Origin of the sequence: Dokdonella sp., assembly GCF_019634815.1 — a bacterium.
Classification (GTDB): domain Bacteria; phylum Pseudomonadota; class Gammaproteobacteria; order Xanthomonadales; family Rhodanobacteraceae; genus Dokdonella_A.
The window spans coordinates 106,464-122,081 of sequence record NZ_JAHCAP010000008.1 but is presented as its reverse complement, the minus strand read 5'-3'; the positions used below and the strand labels follow the sequence as shown (position 1 = coordinate 122,081).

At 64.9% G+C, this 15,618-nt stretch carries 14 protein-coding genes and 1 pseudogene; 7 read left to right on the top strand and 8 right to left on the bottom strand.

Annotated elements, in window-relative coordinates:
• Window positions 1-237 (top strand): annotated as a pseudogene (locus tag KF759_RS06305) (hypothetical protein); the annotation flags it as partial.
• A gap of 254 nt (window positions 238-491) precedes the next feature.
• Here the strand turns inward: KF759_RS06305 and KF759_RS06300 are convergent.
• The 3 genes from KF759_RS06300 to KF759_RS06290 all read right to left on the bottom strand — a co-directional run bounded on the left by KF759_RS06300 (window position 492) and on the right by KF759_RS06290 (window position 2,875).
• Window positions 492-1,304, bottom strand: a complete 813-nt coding sequence (locus tag KF759_RS06300) for a fatty acid desaturase (protein WP_291223691.1) — start codon at window positions 1,302-1,304, stop codon at window positions 492-494.
• Entirely contained in the window at window positions 1,297-1,671 is a 375-nt protein-coding gene (locus KF759_RS06295) for a DUF393 domain-containing protein (protein ID WP_291223689.1), read from the bottom strand. The genes KF759_RS06300 and KF759_RS06295 overlap by 8 nt, the downstream gene beginning before the upstream one ends.
• Before the next feature lie 175 nt (window positions 1,672-1,846).
• Complete coding sequence (locus tag KF759_RS06290) at window positions 1,847-2,875, bottom strand: helix-turn-helix domain-containing protein (RefSeq protein ID WP_291223687.1); 1,029 nt, start codon at window positions 2,873-2,875, stop codon at window positions 1,847-1,849.
• Window positions 2,876-3,117: 242 nt separating this feature from the next.
• Here KF759_RS06290 and KF759_RS06285 point away from each other — a divergent pair, with 242 nt between their 5' ends.
• The 6 genes from KF759_RS06285 to KF759_RS06260 all read left to right on the top strand — a co-directional run bounded on the left by KF759_RS06285 (window position 3,118) and on the right by KF759_RS06260 (window position 7,304).
• The gene (locus tag KF759_RS06285; RefSeq protein WP_291223685.1) at window positions 3,118-4,278 is read left to right on the top strand and encodes an acyl-CoA dehydrogenase family protein; all 1,161 of its coding nucleotides are present in this window, start codon (window positions 3,118-3,120) and stop codon (window positions 4,276-4,278) included.
• A gap of 237 nt (window positions 4,279-4,515) precedes the next feature.
• On the top strand, window positions 4,516-4,848 hold the full coding sequence (locus tag KF759_RS06280; protein ID WP_291223683.1) for a type II toxin-antitoxin system PemK/MazF family toxin: 333 nt from the start codon (window positions 4,516-4,518) through the stop codon (window positions 4,846-4,848).
• A 20-nt stretch (window positions 4,849-4,868) separates the two neighbouring features.
• Window positions 4,869-5,285: a hypothetical protein gene (locus KF759_RS06275; protein WP_291223681.1), complete on the top strand. Its 417-nt coding sequence runs from the start codon at window positions 4,869-4,871 to the stop codon at window positions 5,283-5,285.
• 37 nt (window positions 5,286-5,322) lie between these two features.
• Window positions 5,323-5,937, top strand: coding sequence for a hypothetical protein (locus KF759_RS06270; RefSeq protein ID WP_291223679.1), 615 nt, complete (start codon window positions 5,323-5,325; stop codon window positions 5,935-5,937).
• A complete protein-coding gene (locus tag KF759_RS06265; protein WP_291223677.1) occupies window positions 5,937-6,620 on the top strand; it encodes a hypothetical protein in 684 nt (227 codons plus the stop codon). The genes KF759_RS06270 and KF759_RS06265 overlap by 1 nt, the downstream gene beginning before the upstream one ends.
• A 3-nt stretch (window positions 6,621-6,623) precedes the next feature.
• Window positions 6,624-7,304 carry a zinc-dependent metalloprotease family protein gene (locus KF759_RS06260; RefSeq protein ID WP_291223676.1) on the top strand — a complete coding sequence of 227 codons (681 nt, stop codon included), beginning with the start codon at window positions 6,624-6,626 and terminating at the stop codon, window positions 7,302-7,304.
• A 92-nt stretch (window positions 7,305-7,396) separates the two neighbouring features.
• Here KF759_RS06260 and KF759_RS06255 read toward each other — a convergent pair whose 3' ends face one another.
• The 5 genes from KF759_RS06255 to KF759_RS06235 all read right to left on the bottom strand — a co-directional run bounded on the left by KF759_RS06255 (window position 7,397) and on the right by KF759_RS06235 (window position 15,490).
• Window positions 7,397-9,112, bottom strand: coding sequence for a heparinase II/III family protein (locus KF759_RS06255; protein WP_291223674.1), 1,716 nt, complete (start codon window positions 9,110-9,112; stop codon window positions 7,397-7,399).
• Window positions 9,113-9,226: 114 nt separating this feature from the next.
• Window positions 9,227-9,982, bottom strand: coding sequence for a DUF1698 domain-containing protein (locus tag KF759_RS06250; RefSeq protein ID WP_291223672.1), 756 nt, complete (start codon window positions 9,980-9,982; stop codon window positions 9,227-9,229).
• Between the two features lie 46 nt (window positions 9,983-10,028).
• Window positions 10,029-10,970, bottom strand: coding sequence for a DUF3187 family protein (locus tag KF759_RS06245; RefSeq protein WP_291223670.1), 942 nt, complete (start codon window positions 10,968-10,970; stop codon window positions 10,029-10,031).
• A gap of 65 nt (window positions 10,971-11,035) precedes the next feature.
• Window positions 11,036-14,230: a multidrug efflux RND transporter permease subunit gene (locus tag KF759_RS06240; protein WP_291223668.1), complete on the bottom strand. Its 3,195-nt coding sequence runs from the start codon at window positions 14,228-14,230 to the stop codon at window positions 11,036-11,038.
• A 102-nt stretch (window positions 14,231-14,332) separates the two neighbouring features.
• A complete protein-coding gene (locus KF759_RS06235) occupies window positions 14,333-15,490 on the bottom strand; it encodes an efflux RND transporter periplasmic adaptor subunit (RefSeq protein ID WP_291223666.1) in 1,158 nt (385 codons plus the stop codon).
• Between the last annotated feature and the right edge of the window lie 128 nt (window positions 15,491-15,618).

Sequence of the window (15,618 nt, the reverse complement as noted above, 5' to 3'; positions counted from 1 at the left end):
CACGGCAGCGAGGACAACGACACCGATGTCGAGACCGGCTACAACGGTGCGATGGTCGGCTCACGTGCGGTCGTGCGCGCGCTGCGGGAGATGGGCGGCAGCCCGCGCTACACCGAATACCCGCGCGAAAAGCACGTGATCTGGGCGCGCGCCTACGACGAACCCGCGCTGCTGCCGTGGATTCTCGACCAGCGTCTGCCTGGAAAACCCTGCGATTTCAGTCGCCTGCAGGACTGACGCTTGGGCGCTGCCGCAGCCGCGTAGGAACGATGTAGGAGCGACGGCAGTCGCGACCACATGCCGTACAGACGCCGCTCAAAAGCGCTGTAAGAGCGACGGTAGTCGCGACCGCATGCCTTGCAGAGTAGGCGCGACGGGAGTCGCGACCACATGCGCGCATGAAAGGCGCGTGATCCGGGCGCGCGCCTTTGATCAGCCGAAGCTGCTGTCATGAATCCTCGCCCAGCGCCTGCTCGGCGAACCCTGCGGTTTCAGTCGCTTGCTGCAGCTCGACCGCGCATGCCGAGATTGAGAATCGGCGGTGGCGTGGCATCCGCCCGATCGAAGCGCTGTGCGAGCTGGGGCAGGTGGCAGGTCGGCACCGCGGGGAAGGCGTGATGTTCGGCGTGATGGAACATGTTCGCGGTGAGCCGCGCGATCCAGCGCGAACGCGTGCTGCGCATGCGCGCCGCGGGATTGTGATGGCCGCCGTGATGGACGCACCAGATGCCCGGCATCGCCGCGAGCGCATTGGCGACATACAGCGAGAGCGCGATCATCCGCAGCGCCTGTGTGCCGAACAACCAGAGCGCCAGATGGATGCAGGCCGCGATGAGCAGCTCGGCCGCGATCCAGCGGCGCTGACGAGGCGTTGCATGTTTCCAACCGGCACGATGGATCGCCAGCGGATAGCGCGGGCTGTCGAGCAGGGCGCGCCAGAATCCGTGCGCGGCGATATGACCTTCGACGTCATCGGCGCCCAGGCAATCCCGATGATGGCGCAGATGGGTGACCTCGATCGCATGCATCGAGCCGCCGAGCAGGGCGCTGAGCGTGAACATCGCCAGATCGTTCGGGGTGCCGCGCAGGCCGATGCTGCGATGGAACGCGCCATGGGTGACGCGCAGCCCCAGCATGAACAGCGTGAAGCTGGCCAGGACCGTGATCCCCAGAAACCCGGCAGTGCCGGCCAGCAGCGCGAGCGCGAGGGCAAGCAAGGGCATGGCCAGTTCGCGGCAGATTTCCAGTCGGCTCAAGACGACCAGATCTTGCCAGCGGATGTCGGCATGACGCGGATCACGCATGGCCGGAACCGCTGGTGCGACGCCGCAGCCCGGGTCGGCGCGCCGTGAAGGCCAGATAGCGTCGCTCGAATGCGCGCCGCAGTCGTGGATAGCGCCGCAAGAGCGCAGCGAGCCACTTGAGCACGGGCAGCTCGTCCCACATCACCAGATGTGCCGGCAGGCCGATGTGCAGGCGGCCTTCGCGGTCGCGCACATGCAGGAGTTCCAGCGCGGTGGCTGTATCGAAACTCTCGCCCGCCAGCGCGTGCGGATCACCGGCCAGGTCCCGCCATGCCACCCGATCGGCGCGGACCAGGCGTTGATAGAGCGCGACCTCGCGCCTGCACACCGGGCACAGCCCGTCGAAATACACCGTCATGCTCGCCATGTTCGCCGCACCCTTCTGTGGTTGGAGCGATCCTGGGCGGGTCAGAGGGGCGCGGTCTTCCGGATTGATCAGGCAGGAACAACTATCGAATCGCGTTCAAGACAATCAATGGGTTGCGCGGCTGTCAAAAGATCATTTCGACGCATTGTGCGGGTCGCAGGCATCGAGCTGTCGCTCAGGGCACGGCCTTGCCGGCCTGCTGGCAGCGCGCGCGATAGCTGCCGGGAACTTCGCCGGTGAGCTCGCGGAAGGCAGTGTAGAAGTTCGATTGCGAGCTGAAGCCGACCGCCAAGCCGACCGAGAGCACCGAAGCGTCGGGTTCATCCAGCAACATGCGTTTGGCCGCCTCGACCCGATGGCCGCGCACGTAGCGTGAAAAACCGCAGCCGAACTGGCGGTTCACCAGTTCCGACAACTGATGCGTCGACAGGCCGATGCGTGCGGCCAGACTGCCCAGGCTGAGGTTTTCATCCAGATAGACGCGCTCCTCGTCCATCAATCGCCCGAGCCGGGCCACGGTCGCCTCGACGTCGACCTTGCCGAGCGTGGATACCGCATAGGTCGCGGCGACCGCTTCGGCGGCCTTGGTCGGCAGGTCGGGAAAGCGCAGCAACAGATACAAGGCGCCGCACAAGCCCACGCCGATGAGGATCGCATAGGCGCGGTAGAACACGTCGAGTCCGAGCCAGGGTGAGGCGAGGCCGACCAGCAACATCGCGAGCGCAATCAGGGCTTGCGCCGCGAACACGCCGCGCTCGAGCTGAAAATTGGTCCGCTGCGCACGCAGCTTGTGGGCAAGCAGCGCCAGGCGAAACGCAAATGCGGTCCCGCCGACGAAGGCGAGCGGGATCGCGATGGCCGCGGGCAGCACGAATGCCGCGAGCAGGGGCGCGCACAGCGCGATCAGCCACGCGCAATGCAATGCTGCGGGTGAGAGTGCGCCGCGGAAGAACAGGAAGAACGAGGAGGCGGCAAGGAACAGCACGAGGACATAGGCGGTCGAGCCGCTCCAGGGCCCGGCCCGCATGAGCCAATCGGCGTGAGCCGCCTGCAACAGGAACAGCGCCGCGAGCAGGACCAGGCCGGCGATGCGGGACAGCGGCGCCAGTTGCGCATCGCGATGCACGGTCATTGTCAGCGAGGCCAGCAGCGGCGCGGCCACCAGCGAGAAACCGATCCATGTCAGCGCGAGCAGCTTGATCATCCGGGCTCATCCACGCGTGTCGCCACCCATCTTCGCACAGTGCGCAGGCACGCAGCTTCGCGGGCCAGGCCGGTCTCGCGCCGCCCGCATGCGCAACGCAGCGCTCACGAGCATGTCCAGCGCAGACTGGATGACGGGGCTGACGGCAGCATGCCTGCGTCGGCGGCTGGCGTGGCGGCAAGCCCGGGCCTCGCGCTGATGCCCTAGAATTGGCGGATTCTTTCGCCTGCAGGGAACCGTCCATGGACTTCAAGCCCACCGAAGACCAGCTTTCGATCCAGTCCATCGCGCGCGACTTTGCGCAAAAGCGCATTGCGCCCAGTGCCGCCGAGCTCGACGCCAGGGGCGAGTTCCCACTCGACAACATCCGCGAGATGGGCCAGCTCGGCCTGATGGGCATCGAGGTGCCGCACGAGTACGGCGGTGCCGGCATGGACACGATCGCCTATGCGTTGGCGATGATCGAGATCGCCGCGGCCGATTGCGCGCACTCAACGATCATGTCGGTCAACAATTCGCTCTACTGCAACGGCATCCTCAAGTACGGCAACGAGGAGCAGAAGCAGAAGTACGTGCGCGCGATTGCCAGCGGCGAGGCGATCGGCGCCTATGCGCTGACGGAGCCGCAGTCCGGCTCGGATGCCTCGGCGATGCACACGCGAGCGACCCGCAATGCCAATGGTGACTGGGTCATCAACGGCAAGAAGAGCTGGATCACCTCGGGCCCGGTCGCGCGCTACATCGTGCTGTTTGCGATCACCACGCCCGGCGTGGGCGCCAAGGGCGTGTCGGCCTTCATCATCGACACCCAGCGTCCCGGCTTCCACGCCGGCAAGAGCGAACCCAAGCTCGGCATTCGCGCCTCCGCAACCTGCGAGATCGAGTTCAGCGATTACGTCTGCCCGGCCAGCGACCTGCTCGGCGCGGAAGGCAAGGGCTTTGCGATCGCGATGAGCGTGCTCGATGCAGGGCGTATCGGCATCGCCTCGCAAGCCGTCGGTTTGTCGCGTGCGGCTTATGAGGCGAGCCTGGCCTGGGTACGCGAGCGCAAGGCATTCGGTCATCCGATCGGTTCGTTCCAGATGATCCAGGCGCGCATCGCCGACATGAAATGCCGGCTCGATGCGGCGACCCTGCTGGTGCTGCGCGCGGCGTTCGCCAAGATGGAAGCCGAGCGCAGTGGCGGACGGTTCGGCACCGAGGCCTCGGTGGCCAAGCTGTTCGCTTCGGAAGCGGCGATGTTCATCACCCACGCCGCAGTGCAGATCCATGGCGGCATGGGTTATTCGAAGGAAATGCCGCTGGAGCGCTACTTCCGCGATGCCAAGATCACCGAGATCTACGAAGGCACCAGCGAGATCCAGCGTCTGGTGATTGCGCGCAACGAAACCGGCGTGCGCTGAGCGGGCGCCGGAGCAGGACCGGACACCGCTGGCTCGGAGCCCGCGACCTTGCGCAGCTTGGGGCGACGCCGCTGGAGTCGTCTGTTTCGGCGTCGATGGAGGCCGTCTGGTCGTCGAACCGCAACGGCCGCGTTAGACGCTCGACGAGCTGCTGGCCCAATGCGATGCAACGGCGCCCGTGTCGGCCGAAGATCGGCAATGGCTCGATGCTCCATCGGTCGGCAGCGAACTATTGTGATGGATCGCGGGGATATCTATCTCGTCTCCCTCGATCCGTCCAAGGGACACGAGCAGCAGGACACGCGCCCGGTTCTGGTCATCTCGCTGGTGGCGTTCAATCGTCTGACCCGCGTTCCCTTCGTGTTGCCGATAACGGCTGGCGGCAACTTTGCGCGAACTGCCGGTTTTGCGGCTTCGCTGATGGGAACGGGCACCCAGACCACGGGCGTGATTCGCTGCGATCAGCTGCGCGCCCTCGATTTGCTGGCCCGCATGGCCAGGCGCCTGGAGGCGGTTCCGGCCAGGATCATTGAAGAGGTTATGGCTAACCTGGCAACCATCTTCGAGTAGCAGCACACGGCAGAGATGCGATGAGTCGCGAAAGCCCAGACAACACCGCAGCAGCCATCGTCATCGGCGGCGCCGCTGCCGTCTTCATCGTCATCTGGAAGTTCTCAACCTCCGCCGGTCTCGATATGGATACCGGCGCGCGGGTGCTCGCATACATGCTCGTTTGGACAGCCGCCATTGTCGGCTTGCTGAAAGGTCCAAACATTCCACTCGGCAGCCTGCTGCCTCTCGCGCTCGCTACGCCGTGGATGTGCTGGTGCCCTGCGCTGGATCACCGGGCGAGCAAGGAACTGCTTTACTCGCTGTCGCTCGACGTACTCCCTGGAACCGACCGCACCATGGTGTGGTGGGCTGCCTGGTACACCAAGGCCAGCGTGCTGCTGGCAATTCTTGGCGGCGGTTACGGCGTCAAAGCATGGCGGAGTGATGCCTACTAAGCCCGCCCGACGCCGTGAGCCTGCGCGCCAAGCGCGCATGGCTTGGCTGCGCGTCGGTTTGGGTGTCCTGTTTCTGGTCGCCGCCGCAGCGGCCAGAGCAGGGCAAGTCGATCTCGCTCTCACGACGGCAGTCTCTCCGGCTGGCCCGTACTTCCCCGGTCAAACCGCACAAATCACGTTCACCGTCACGAACCTCGGTCCGGATATTGCGGGTGCGGACGTTCCTGGGAATTCCGTCTTCCCGCCTGTCAGCGTATCCAGCATCATCCGCGTGAACGATGCGTATCGAATCCCGTTGCTTGTCTACTCACAAGACCCCGTTGCGTGCCCGTTCGAGTTCATCAACTACGACCCCATCCCAGGTGATCGAGAGGGCTTCATCGAAGTTGTCTATTTTCCCCGCCTCCAGGTAGGGGAGTCTCGGTCATGCACCGTGGATGCGTACATCGACCTCAGCCAGACCACGACCACCGAAGCAACATGGCGCGCCAGCAGCCGACTCGACACTGATCCGAATCCAGCCAACAACAGAAGTACGACCGTATTCGGGTTTGCGGCGGTCTCCATACCCAGCACATCGCGCCTGGGGCTCTGGATGCTCGCGCTAGGCGCGCTGCTGATTGCGTGGTCGAATCAACGAGGGAGAGCGTGATGCTGAAACGAATCGTTCTTTTCTGGCTCCTTGCGAGCCCGTGTCTCAGCACTGCGCAAGAAGCGCTCTTCGCCAGCATCGATCCACCGTCGCCCGACGTGATGCCGCCACCGACCGGGCTCGCCGTCTACGCCTCCACGATCAACCACGACGGTCTCAAAACCAATCCGCAAACCATCACGATCAGCATTCCGCGACCCGCCGGCGCACTCAATGTCACGGTGCAGCGCGAGCAGTTCATTCGCCGCCTCGGCTTCTCGCCGGTCGATCAATCGCCCACTCCGGGCGCGCCGCCAAGCGCTTTCGCCTACACCTGGACGGGCACCGGCAACGGTCACAATCTGCGGCTGACGTTTCGACAAGGGCGTGTGGCTGGCATCCTCGACGGCCCCGTCGGTCGCTTCGAGATCACCACCAATTACACCGTGGAGCTGAACGAGACCGCCTATCCAGTAGATGATTCGGCCGGGAACAATGCCCAGGCGCCGGCAAGCGCGGCGAGCTCGAAATCGTCTGCGGCATCGTTCCTGCCCGCTGGGCCGCTGACCAAGGCGGCATCCGGACCGAACGATATCGACATGCTGGTGCTCTACACTGAAGAAGCGCGCGTTGCGGCCGGCGGACCTGCCGGACAATGCACGCAGGCGGCGGATAACGCCGCGATCCGCGCCATCATCGACTAGGCCGTGGTCGATGCGAACACGGCGTTCGCCAACAGCCAAAACACCACGAGCCTCGGCAACGTCACGGTGATGCGCATTGTCGGATTCCCGCTTCCTAACGGATTCCCGAACGACTCGCGAAACGACGCACAGGCGAGCCCGGTCATCGCCGCACTTCGGAACGCTGTTCGCGCCGATGTGGTCAGCGTGGTCACCGAGAACTTCGCCACCCTCGGAGCCTGTGGCGTCGCTTTCGTTCAACGGCCGGGGTGCACCTTCCCGCCGACGGCGGGCTGCGATGTGGGGGCGCAGTTCAACGCCTTCGCCTACAACATCGTGGCGCAAGACTGCGCAATCGCCACCGACGCGTTCGCACACGAGTTCGGGCACAACCTCGGCGGTGAGCATGATCCAGCGCATGCTCCTGCACCGGCTCAAGCTTCCTTCGTGCATTCGTTCGGGCACTTCGTCAGCGGCGCTTTCGAGACGGTGATGTCAGTCTCCCGTCCCGCCGGCATCCCGCAGATTCTCCACTTCTCCAAACCGAACGTTTTCTTCGGGCCAAACCCGACCGGCATTGCGAACCAACGCCACAACGCGATGACAATTGAGACGCTGTACCCGGTGTTTCGGCAATTCCGCGACGGCCCTGTGTTCGCCGACGGATTCGAGTCGCCGGACGCGTGCCCGACGATTACATTCTGACTGGCGCTACTTAGTCGTTCGATGAGTGCAGGCAGCCGATTCCCGTTGCGCCTACGCGTGTTGCGTGATGAATGGGCGTTCCAGCCGCAGCGTCAGGCGTCGAAACCGTTGGCGAAGATCGTGTCGCCGGTGCTGAACTCGACCACATAGGCGTTGCTGCCACCGCTCACGTCCAGGCGCCAGCCGCGGTTGTAGGTTTCCCCGCCCCCGCTTTGCGTGGTCCAGTCGAGCGCGCTGAGCGTGGCATTGGCCGGTGAGATCACGCGGATCTTGAGGGTGCCCGCGGTGGCGGTCAGCCCGTTGATCACGGGCTGCACTGGCGTGTTGACCTGGAAGATCGCCTGCGTGCCGGCGCCAAGCGTGAAGGCATCGCTGACGGTGAGCTTGCGACCACCGAAGTCGATCGTGCGCAGCCAGGAGCCGACCGCCGGATTGCCGTTGTAGGCGGGCGTGAGGTTGGCGACCGCGTGCACGGCGCCGCCGCTGCCGGGCGTCACGGTCATGGTCGAGAGGGTTGATCTCACCTGGGGTACCACGGCGCCGTTGTTCACGAAGCGCAGCACGTTGTGCACGTCGGTTTCCTGCACGATGCCGCTGTGGGTCCAGATGTTTTCGGTCACCGCGAGCCAATCACCTTCGAACAGGGTGAAGTTGCCCTGGTCCTGATGCGCGTGGCTCTGCTCGAATGGCCCGGCGGTGAAATTGAGCCACATCGCGCCGGTATCCCATCCGGTGCGCGCGAACAACTGTCCGGTACCGTCACCGTGGTAGACGAGTGAGGCTGGCGGCGTGCCACCGGGGCCGGCAGGCTGCAGGTTGTGGCGATAGTTGAAACCGCTCTCCATGTCTTGATTGGCGATCGCGTGCAGCCACCACGAGGCATCATCGCGTGCCGCGGCATCGCTGGAAGCGCTGCGGGCGTGCAGCATGAGCTTGCGGTGATAATCGTAGATGACCGGCTCGGACACGCGCGCCTGGTCACCGATCGCGGCGACGCGATCGAGCGTCGGTACGGTGGCGTGAATCCACCACTCGATACTGTCGCTCACGTGGGCATTGCTGTTGGCAATGTCCTGGCCGGTCGAGTCCTTCCAGACGTGATAGATCTCGAACAAGGTGCCGTGTGACAGGCCATAGCCGGTGCCTTCCTCGCTGCCACCGCCGGTGAGCGTTGCGGTGTAGGCGAGCTGCTCGGGCCACTTGTCGTTCTGCAGCAGGTTGATCCATGTGGCATTGTTCGATGCCAGGCCCCAGTACATCGTCGCGCGCAGGAAGCTGTAGTGATAGTTGTTGGCGGGATCATCCACGCCCCAGCCTGCCCACGGGAACGGGTTGCCGCCCCAGGATGCGGAAGCGTGATTCCACACGTTCCATACCGCCTGCTGCGCGTAGTTGGCCCAGCGTGTCCTTTGCGAGGGCGTCACGTAGGCCGCGCACCAGTCGTAGGTGAGCGCGAGGTCCTCGATCATCGGCCCGACTTCGAGGTACTGGTCGCCCGAGATTTCGGGGCGGCCGCCGCCGGCGATCGCGGTTTCAGCCGCGCTGACCTGGGCCTCGACCATCTGCACCGCGAGGTTGGCGTATTGGGCCTGACCGGTGAGCTTGAACATCCAGGCGGCGTCAGCTGCCGAGAACGCGTAACCGGGATTGCCACCGACCGCGGCGTCGACGAAGTCCTTGAAGCGCAGGTATTCGGGCGAGCTCTGGTTGACGAAGGACAGATCGATCGTGATCGCTGCCTTGAGTGGCGCAACCGCGGTCAGTGCGAGGGCGAAGGTGCAGCCGAGCAGGGGGATGCGGCGGATCATAGCGGCGCTCCATGTCGTGTCGGCGCGATCCTACGCGATTGCCCGCCTTGGCAATGTTGGCCTGCACCACAGTTTGTGCAGGCCCATCGACGCGCGAGGTAGCCTGCTACTGGCTCAGTCGACGTAGGCAGCCACCATCACGCGCTTGCCGTGGGCAAGCTGCTCGTAGGCATCGGCGGGTGGTGATACCAGTTCGACTCGCGAGAAACCGACCTTGCGCAGGATCCAGAACAGGGCTTCGAGGCTGGGCACCAGACAGATGCCGGTGGTGCTTGCCTCGGGGCCGTGCGTGTCGTCGGTTTCGTCGATGATCCCGAACGAACCCTTGAGCGGCCGCACGAAGCGGTAGCTGCCGTAGTCGACCATGCCGCTCATGCCGGGCACGACCTGGGTCTCGACCACGCACAGGTGGCGGGTGAGCGCGCGCGCCTGGCGCAAGGCACCGATCGGGTTTTCCAGGTGATAGATCAGGCCGAGCATGAGCACGAGGTCGAATTGGCCGAGGCCGGTGGTGTCGAGCGCGTGCACGTCGCTGCGCAGCGTTTGCAGTTTCGACAGGTCCAGTGCGCTGCGCACCAGTTCGACATCGGCAATGTGTTCGGCGCGCGCATCGACCGCGAGTACCGCGTCCGCACCCCACTCGAGCAGTTGGGTCGAGAACCAGCCTTGATGGCAGGCGATGTCGATCGCCTTGCGCCCGGCCAGCGAGTCGCCGAAACGGGCGCGCACGATGTCGTGCAGCATCGCGCGCCGGGTATCGTGGATCGCATCGAGTGCGCCATCGTCGTAGGTCGGCGTGACACGGCCGCTGGGCAGCCGGAAGCGATAGAACCAGGTCTTGTCGAGCAGAGCTTGTTCGTTGGTGCTCATGGGGAAGTGATCTGCGGTTCAATCCTGCGATTGTAGCCGCGTCGGATCAGCGCGATAAGCCGACGAAGAAGGTCACGTCCTGGGCATGTCGCGCTGGCAGGTCCTCGACCAGGCCGGCGCGCAGACTCCAGCCGCTGTCTGCATGCCAAGCGCTCGACAGGGTCAGCGTCCCGGCCGAGCGCAGCAGCGAGATCGCCGAGTCGTAAGGCGCGCCGTGCCACTGGTACTGCGCCGCCACGTCCCATTGCGGTGTGATTTGGAATCCGAGCACGCCATCGACGAAGGGCACCTGATCCTTGCGACGCCCGTCGAGCAGATCGCCTTCGCCACGGAACCACACACCGGCACGTGCGCCCCAGCGCCAGCGCGTGGCGCTGGTCGATTGCAGCGCGGTCCACAGGCTGAGATCGGTGGCGCGATCATCGATCAGTGGCGAGACATGCGAGGTCGGAATCTTGAGGGTGCCGCCGAGCAGCCACTCGCTGCCCTCGCCGGGTGCGCGCCATGCCAGATCGAGCAAAAGCGGGGCAAGCCCGGAACGCGCGCGCGCGAGTTCCACCGCGTGGCCTTCGGAATCGCTGTAGCGGATCGTGTGGCCATTGCCCGGTAGCCTGCCGCGATCGCCATTGTCGAAGCCGAAGATACGGTGGAAGTCCTCGACGAAGCCGTCGAGAAAGCCTTGATCGAATCGCACCAGCGCAGTACTTGCACGCGCGACCCAGCGTTCGCCGAAACTGTGCGACACCGCGAGCCGCAGCTCGTGGATTTCCATGTCGTAGCGCAATTGCTCATCGCCACGGCTGATCCCGATCTCGGTGTTGCTGGCAGCAAGCACGGCGTCGAGATGCCACCCGCCGTCGGCGCGAGTCGTCGGCGGTGCGAACGGCAAGCCGCCTGCGGCGACGAAGGGATTGCTGTCGCGCCCAAACTGCCACGGCGCGGGCGCGTGGTCGGTGGCGGCTGTGGCTGTGGCTGTGGACAGCAGCATCAGTCCTGCCGCCAAGACCCGCCATTCCGACGCGCGCCGGGGGACGCGCGCGGGCGGGGCGCGCTTCATTTCTGTCGTCCCTGATTGGCCAACAGCGCGGCGCGGGTTTCTTCGATCGGCTCCATCTTGTCTCCAAGCAGGCGACGCACCGCAACGTAGAACACCGGGATGAAGAGCAGGCCGAGTACCGTCGCGAACAGCATGCCGCCGACCACGCCGGTACCGATCGCATGGCGCGAGTTGGCGCCGGCACCGCTCGAGATCGCGAGCGGGAAACAGCCGAAGATGAAGGCCAGCGAGGTCATCAGGATCGGCCGCATGCGCATGCGTGCGGCATCGATGACGGCACCGCCGAGTGGTCGGCCGGCACGCTGTTCGGCGACCGCGAATTCGATGATTAGGATGGCGTTCTTCGCCGCCAGACCGATGATCGTGATGATGCCGATCTTGAAGTAGACGTCGTTGGTGAGGCCGCGCGCCATCGTCGCCAGCAAGGCACCAAACACGCCCAAGGGCACAGCCAGCAACACCGAGACCGGGATCGACCAGCTTTCATACAGTGCGGCCAGGCACAGGAACACCACCAGCAGCGACAGGGTGTAGAGGATCGGCGCCTGGTTGCCGGAGATGATCTCCTGCAGCGATTGGCCGGTCCAGTCGTAGCCGAAGCCCTGCGGCAGGTCCTTGGCGACAATGTCCTGCATGGCCGTCATTGCATCGCCTGAACTGCGTCCGGCAGCCGGGTTGCCATTGATCTGCACGGCCGGATAGCCGTTGTAGCGCGCCAGGGTCGGCGGCGCCATTTTCCAGTGGGCGCTCACCACGTTGGACAGCGGGATCATTGCCGGCAGGGTGGTGCTGGTGCCGTTCGCGGTGATGGTTTCGGAATGGGTGGCGCTGGGCACGAAAAAGCGCGTCAAGGCATCGGGCCCCATGCGAAATGGCGCATCGGCCTGCATCGTCACGCGCTGCACGCGGCCCTGATTGAAGAAATCGTTGGCGTAAACGGGCGCCAGCATGAGCTGAATTGCGGTGTAGACCTCGCCAAGTGACAGGCCCATCGACTGCGCCTGCACCCGGTCGACGTGCATCTCCAGTTGCGGCGTGGGCGGCAGGGAATTCGCGCGTACGCCGGTCAGCAGGTCCTTGCGCTCACCGGCCTTGGCCAGCAACACGTCCTGCGCCTGCGCAAGCGCCTCGTGGCCGCGGCCGCCACGATCTTCCAGATACATGTCGAAGCCGGCAAAGCGGCCAAGGCCGCGGATGGTCGGCTGATTGAGCACGTTGACGGTGGCGTCCTTGATGTTTTCAGACAAGGTCCGGTTGAGCTGCTTGATGACTTCGGTGGCGACTTGCTCGTGGCGGGTCCGCTCGGCCCAGGGCTTGAGGCGGATGAAGGCCATGCCGGTATTCTCGCCATTGCCCATGAAGCTGAACCCGGTCACTGCGATCACGCCCTGGGTCGCCTTGTTGGCGAGTACGAGTTCAGTGATTTTTGCCATGGTCTGGCGGGTGCGCTCCATGCTCGCTCCGGCGGGCAGTTGCACGACGCCCATGATCGAACCCTGATCTTCCTCGGGTACGAAACTCGAGGGGATGCGGGTGAACATGAAGCCGCACAGCACGGTCACGACGAGGAAGGCGGCGAGCCAGCGCGGTGCATGGCGGATGGCGGCAAGGGTGTGGCCCAGGTAGGCGTTGCGCAGACGTTCGAACCCGCGATTGAAGGCGCGGAAGAAGGCGTTCTTGTCGGCCTCGTGCACGGGCTTGAGCATGGACGCGCACAGCGCCGGCGTGAAGACCAGGGCGAGGAAGGCCGAGAACGCGGTCGACAGGGCAATCGTCACGCAGAACTGGCGGAAGATCACGCCGACCGAGCCGGCCTGCAAGGCGCTGGGAATGAATACCGCCATCAGCACCACGGCAATGGCGACCACCGCGCCGGAGATCTGGCCCATCGCCTTGCGCGTTGCCTCCTTGGGACCAAGGCCTTCCTCATCCATGATGCGTTCGACGTTTTCGATCACCACGATCGCATCATCGACGACGATGCCGATCACCAGCACCATGCCGAACAGGGTGAGCTGGTTGATCGTGAATCCGGCCAGCCATAAACCGAGGAAGCCGCCCATCAGGGCCACCGGCACCACCAGCAGCGCAATCGTGGTCATGCGCAGGTTCTGCAGGAACAACAACATCACCAGAAACACCAGAACCACCGCTTCGCCAAGCGTCTTGACCACTTCGCGGATCGAAAAGACGATGAATGGCGTGGTGTCGTAGGGGACAAACCATGTCACCCCTTGCGGAAAGCTGGTCGAAAGCTCGGCCAGTCGTGCCTTGACGGCTTCGGCAACGCTGAGCGCATTGGCGCCGGTCTGGAGCTGCACGGCAAAGCCGGCCACAGGCTGGCCGTTGTAGGCAACCGAACTGCCGTAAGAGGAGGGTCCCAGTTCGACCCGGGCGACATCCCTGAGTCGCACCGTGGTGCCGTCGTTGTTCGCGCGCAGAATGATGTCTTCGAACTGGGCGGGCGAGGTGAAGCGGCCTTCGGCGGTGACCGTGGCCGAGAAACCGTTGCCAGGCACCGCAGGTTGCGCGCCAAGCGAACCGGTGGCGACCTGGATGTTCTGCGCACGCACTGCCGCCAGCGCCTGGGCTGCCGAGAGGTTGTAGCCATGCAGCTTGTCGGCGTCGAGCCAGATGCGCATCGCATACTCGGAACCGAACTGGCGCACGCCACCGACGCCGGGTACACGCTGGATTTGCGGCACCACATCAGCGGCGGCGAGGTTGTTGAGGGCCGCCGAATCGAGACTGCCAGTCTCCGAGCGCAGCATGCCGATCAGCAAGAAGTCCGGATTCTGCTTGGCGACGACGATTCCCTGCTCGACCACCTCATTGGGCAAGCGCGGCGTCGCCAGCGCGACCTTGTTCTGGGTCTGCACCTGGGCGGTGTCGGCATCCGTGCCCGGTTCGAAGGTGAGCGTGATCGAGGCGGAGCCGTCCGAGCCGGAATTGGCGCTGAAGTAGGCGAGGCGGTCGATGCCGGTGAGTTGCTGCTCGATCACCTGGGTCACCGATTTCTCGACGGTGGCCGCATCGGCGCCCGGGTAACTCGTCGAAATCACCACCTGCGGGGGAGCGATCGACGGGTACGACTCGATGCCCAGGCTGCGCACGGACAGCACGCCACCGAGTGTGATCAGGATCGCGATGACCCAGGCGAACACCGGGCGATCGATGAAGAACTGTGACATGGGAAATTCCTTGCAAGCTCGGAGCCTTGAATTGATCCGGTTGCGCGTTGGGTGCCAAGCCTCGGTGCGCGCGGCACGATGCCGACGTGCGGGTCGCGGGCGTCAATGCGCGGCGATGGGTGCCGTGGCGCCAGCGCCCGGGTCCTGCCACGGCGTGGCCTTCACGGCGATGTCCGGACGCAGCTTCTGGATATTGCTCATGGCGATCTGATCACCATCGGCAAGCCCTTCGGTGACGATCCAGCGGCCGTCCTGCGCAGTCTCGGCCGCAATGTGCTTGAGCGCAGCCTTGCCATTGGCGGCCACGTACACGTAGAGCCCCTGCGCATCGCGCTGCACGGCAGACTGCGGCACCAGCCAGGCCTGCTTGATTGCGCCCAGTTCGAGATCGACATTGACGAACATGCCCGGCATCAGGTTGTGCTTCGGATTGGGCACGCTGCCGCGGAGGCTGACTGACCCGGTTGCCGCGTCGACCGTGGCAGCGGTGAAATCGAGCAGGCCGGTTTCCGGATACGGCGTGCCGTCTGGCAGGCTGATCCGCAACTGCACCTGATCGCGCTGCGTGAGCGTGATCTGTCCGCTCGCGGCGGCCCGACGCATGGCTTCGAGTTCACCGACCGCGAGGCTGAAATTGACGTACAGAGGGTCGATCTGCTCGATCGTGGTGAGCAGGGTGGCATCATTCTGCCCGACCAGTGCGCCCTCGGTGACCTGCTGCTTGCCGGCGCGGCCACTGATCGGCGCGCTCACTTGGGCATAGCCCAGATTGATGCGTGCGGACTCGACATTGGCCTGCGCCTGCTTGACCGCTGCGGCAGCGGTACGCTCGGCGGCTTCGGCGCTGTCCAAGCTCGAACGCGACAGCAGGCCCTTGGCGGACACCGCGCGCGCGCGCTCGGCGGCAATGCGGTTGTTGTCATAGGTGGCCTTGGCCGCGGCGAGATTGGCAAGTTGGGCATTGAGGGCGGCCCGCAGCGGCGCAGGATCGATGCGAAACAGAAGCTGCCCCTGCTTGACGTCGCTGCCTTCGTCGTAGACGCGCTGTTCGAGGATGCCTGCCACGCGGGCGCGGACGTCGGCACTGCGCAACGCGCTCAGGCGGCCCACTGTCTGTCGAGACAGCGGCACGCTCTGCGCCGCAGCGGTCAGCGTGCCGACTTCGACGGCCTGTTCCGTCGGCGCGATTGGCTTGCCGCTGCCACAGGCGCCCAGCGTCACCACCACGGCGACGACGAGGAAACGATGTGCGACCTTCATGGGAATCCTCGGGATGTCCAGTGAATCGTTCACGATGGCAGGATCTCCGCCATCCGGGGAGTGTAGGAAGTTGGGCCGCCACGCGTGCTTGCAGGAATTGCCGGGCATGCGCATCACGGTCTCGTGCG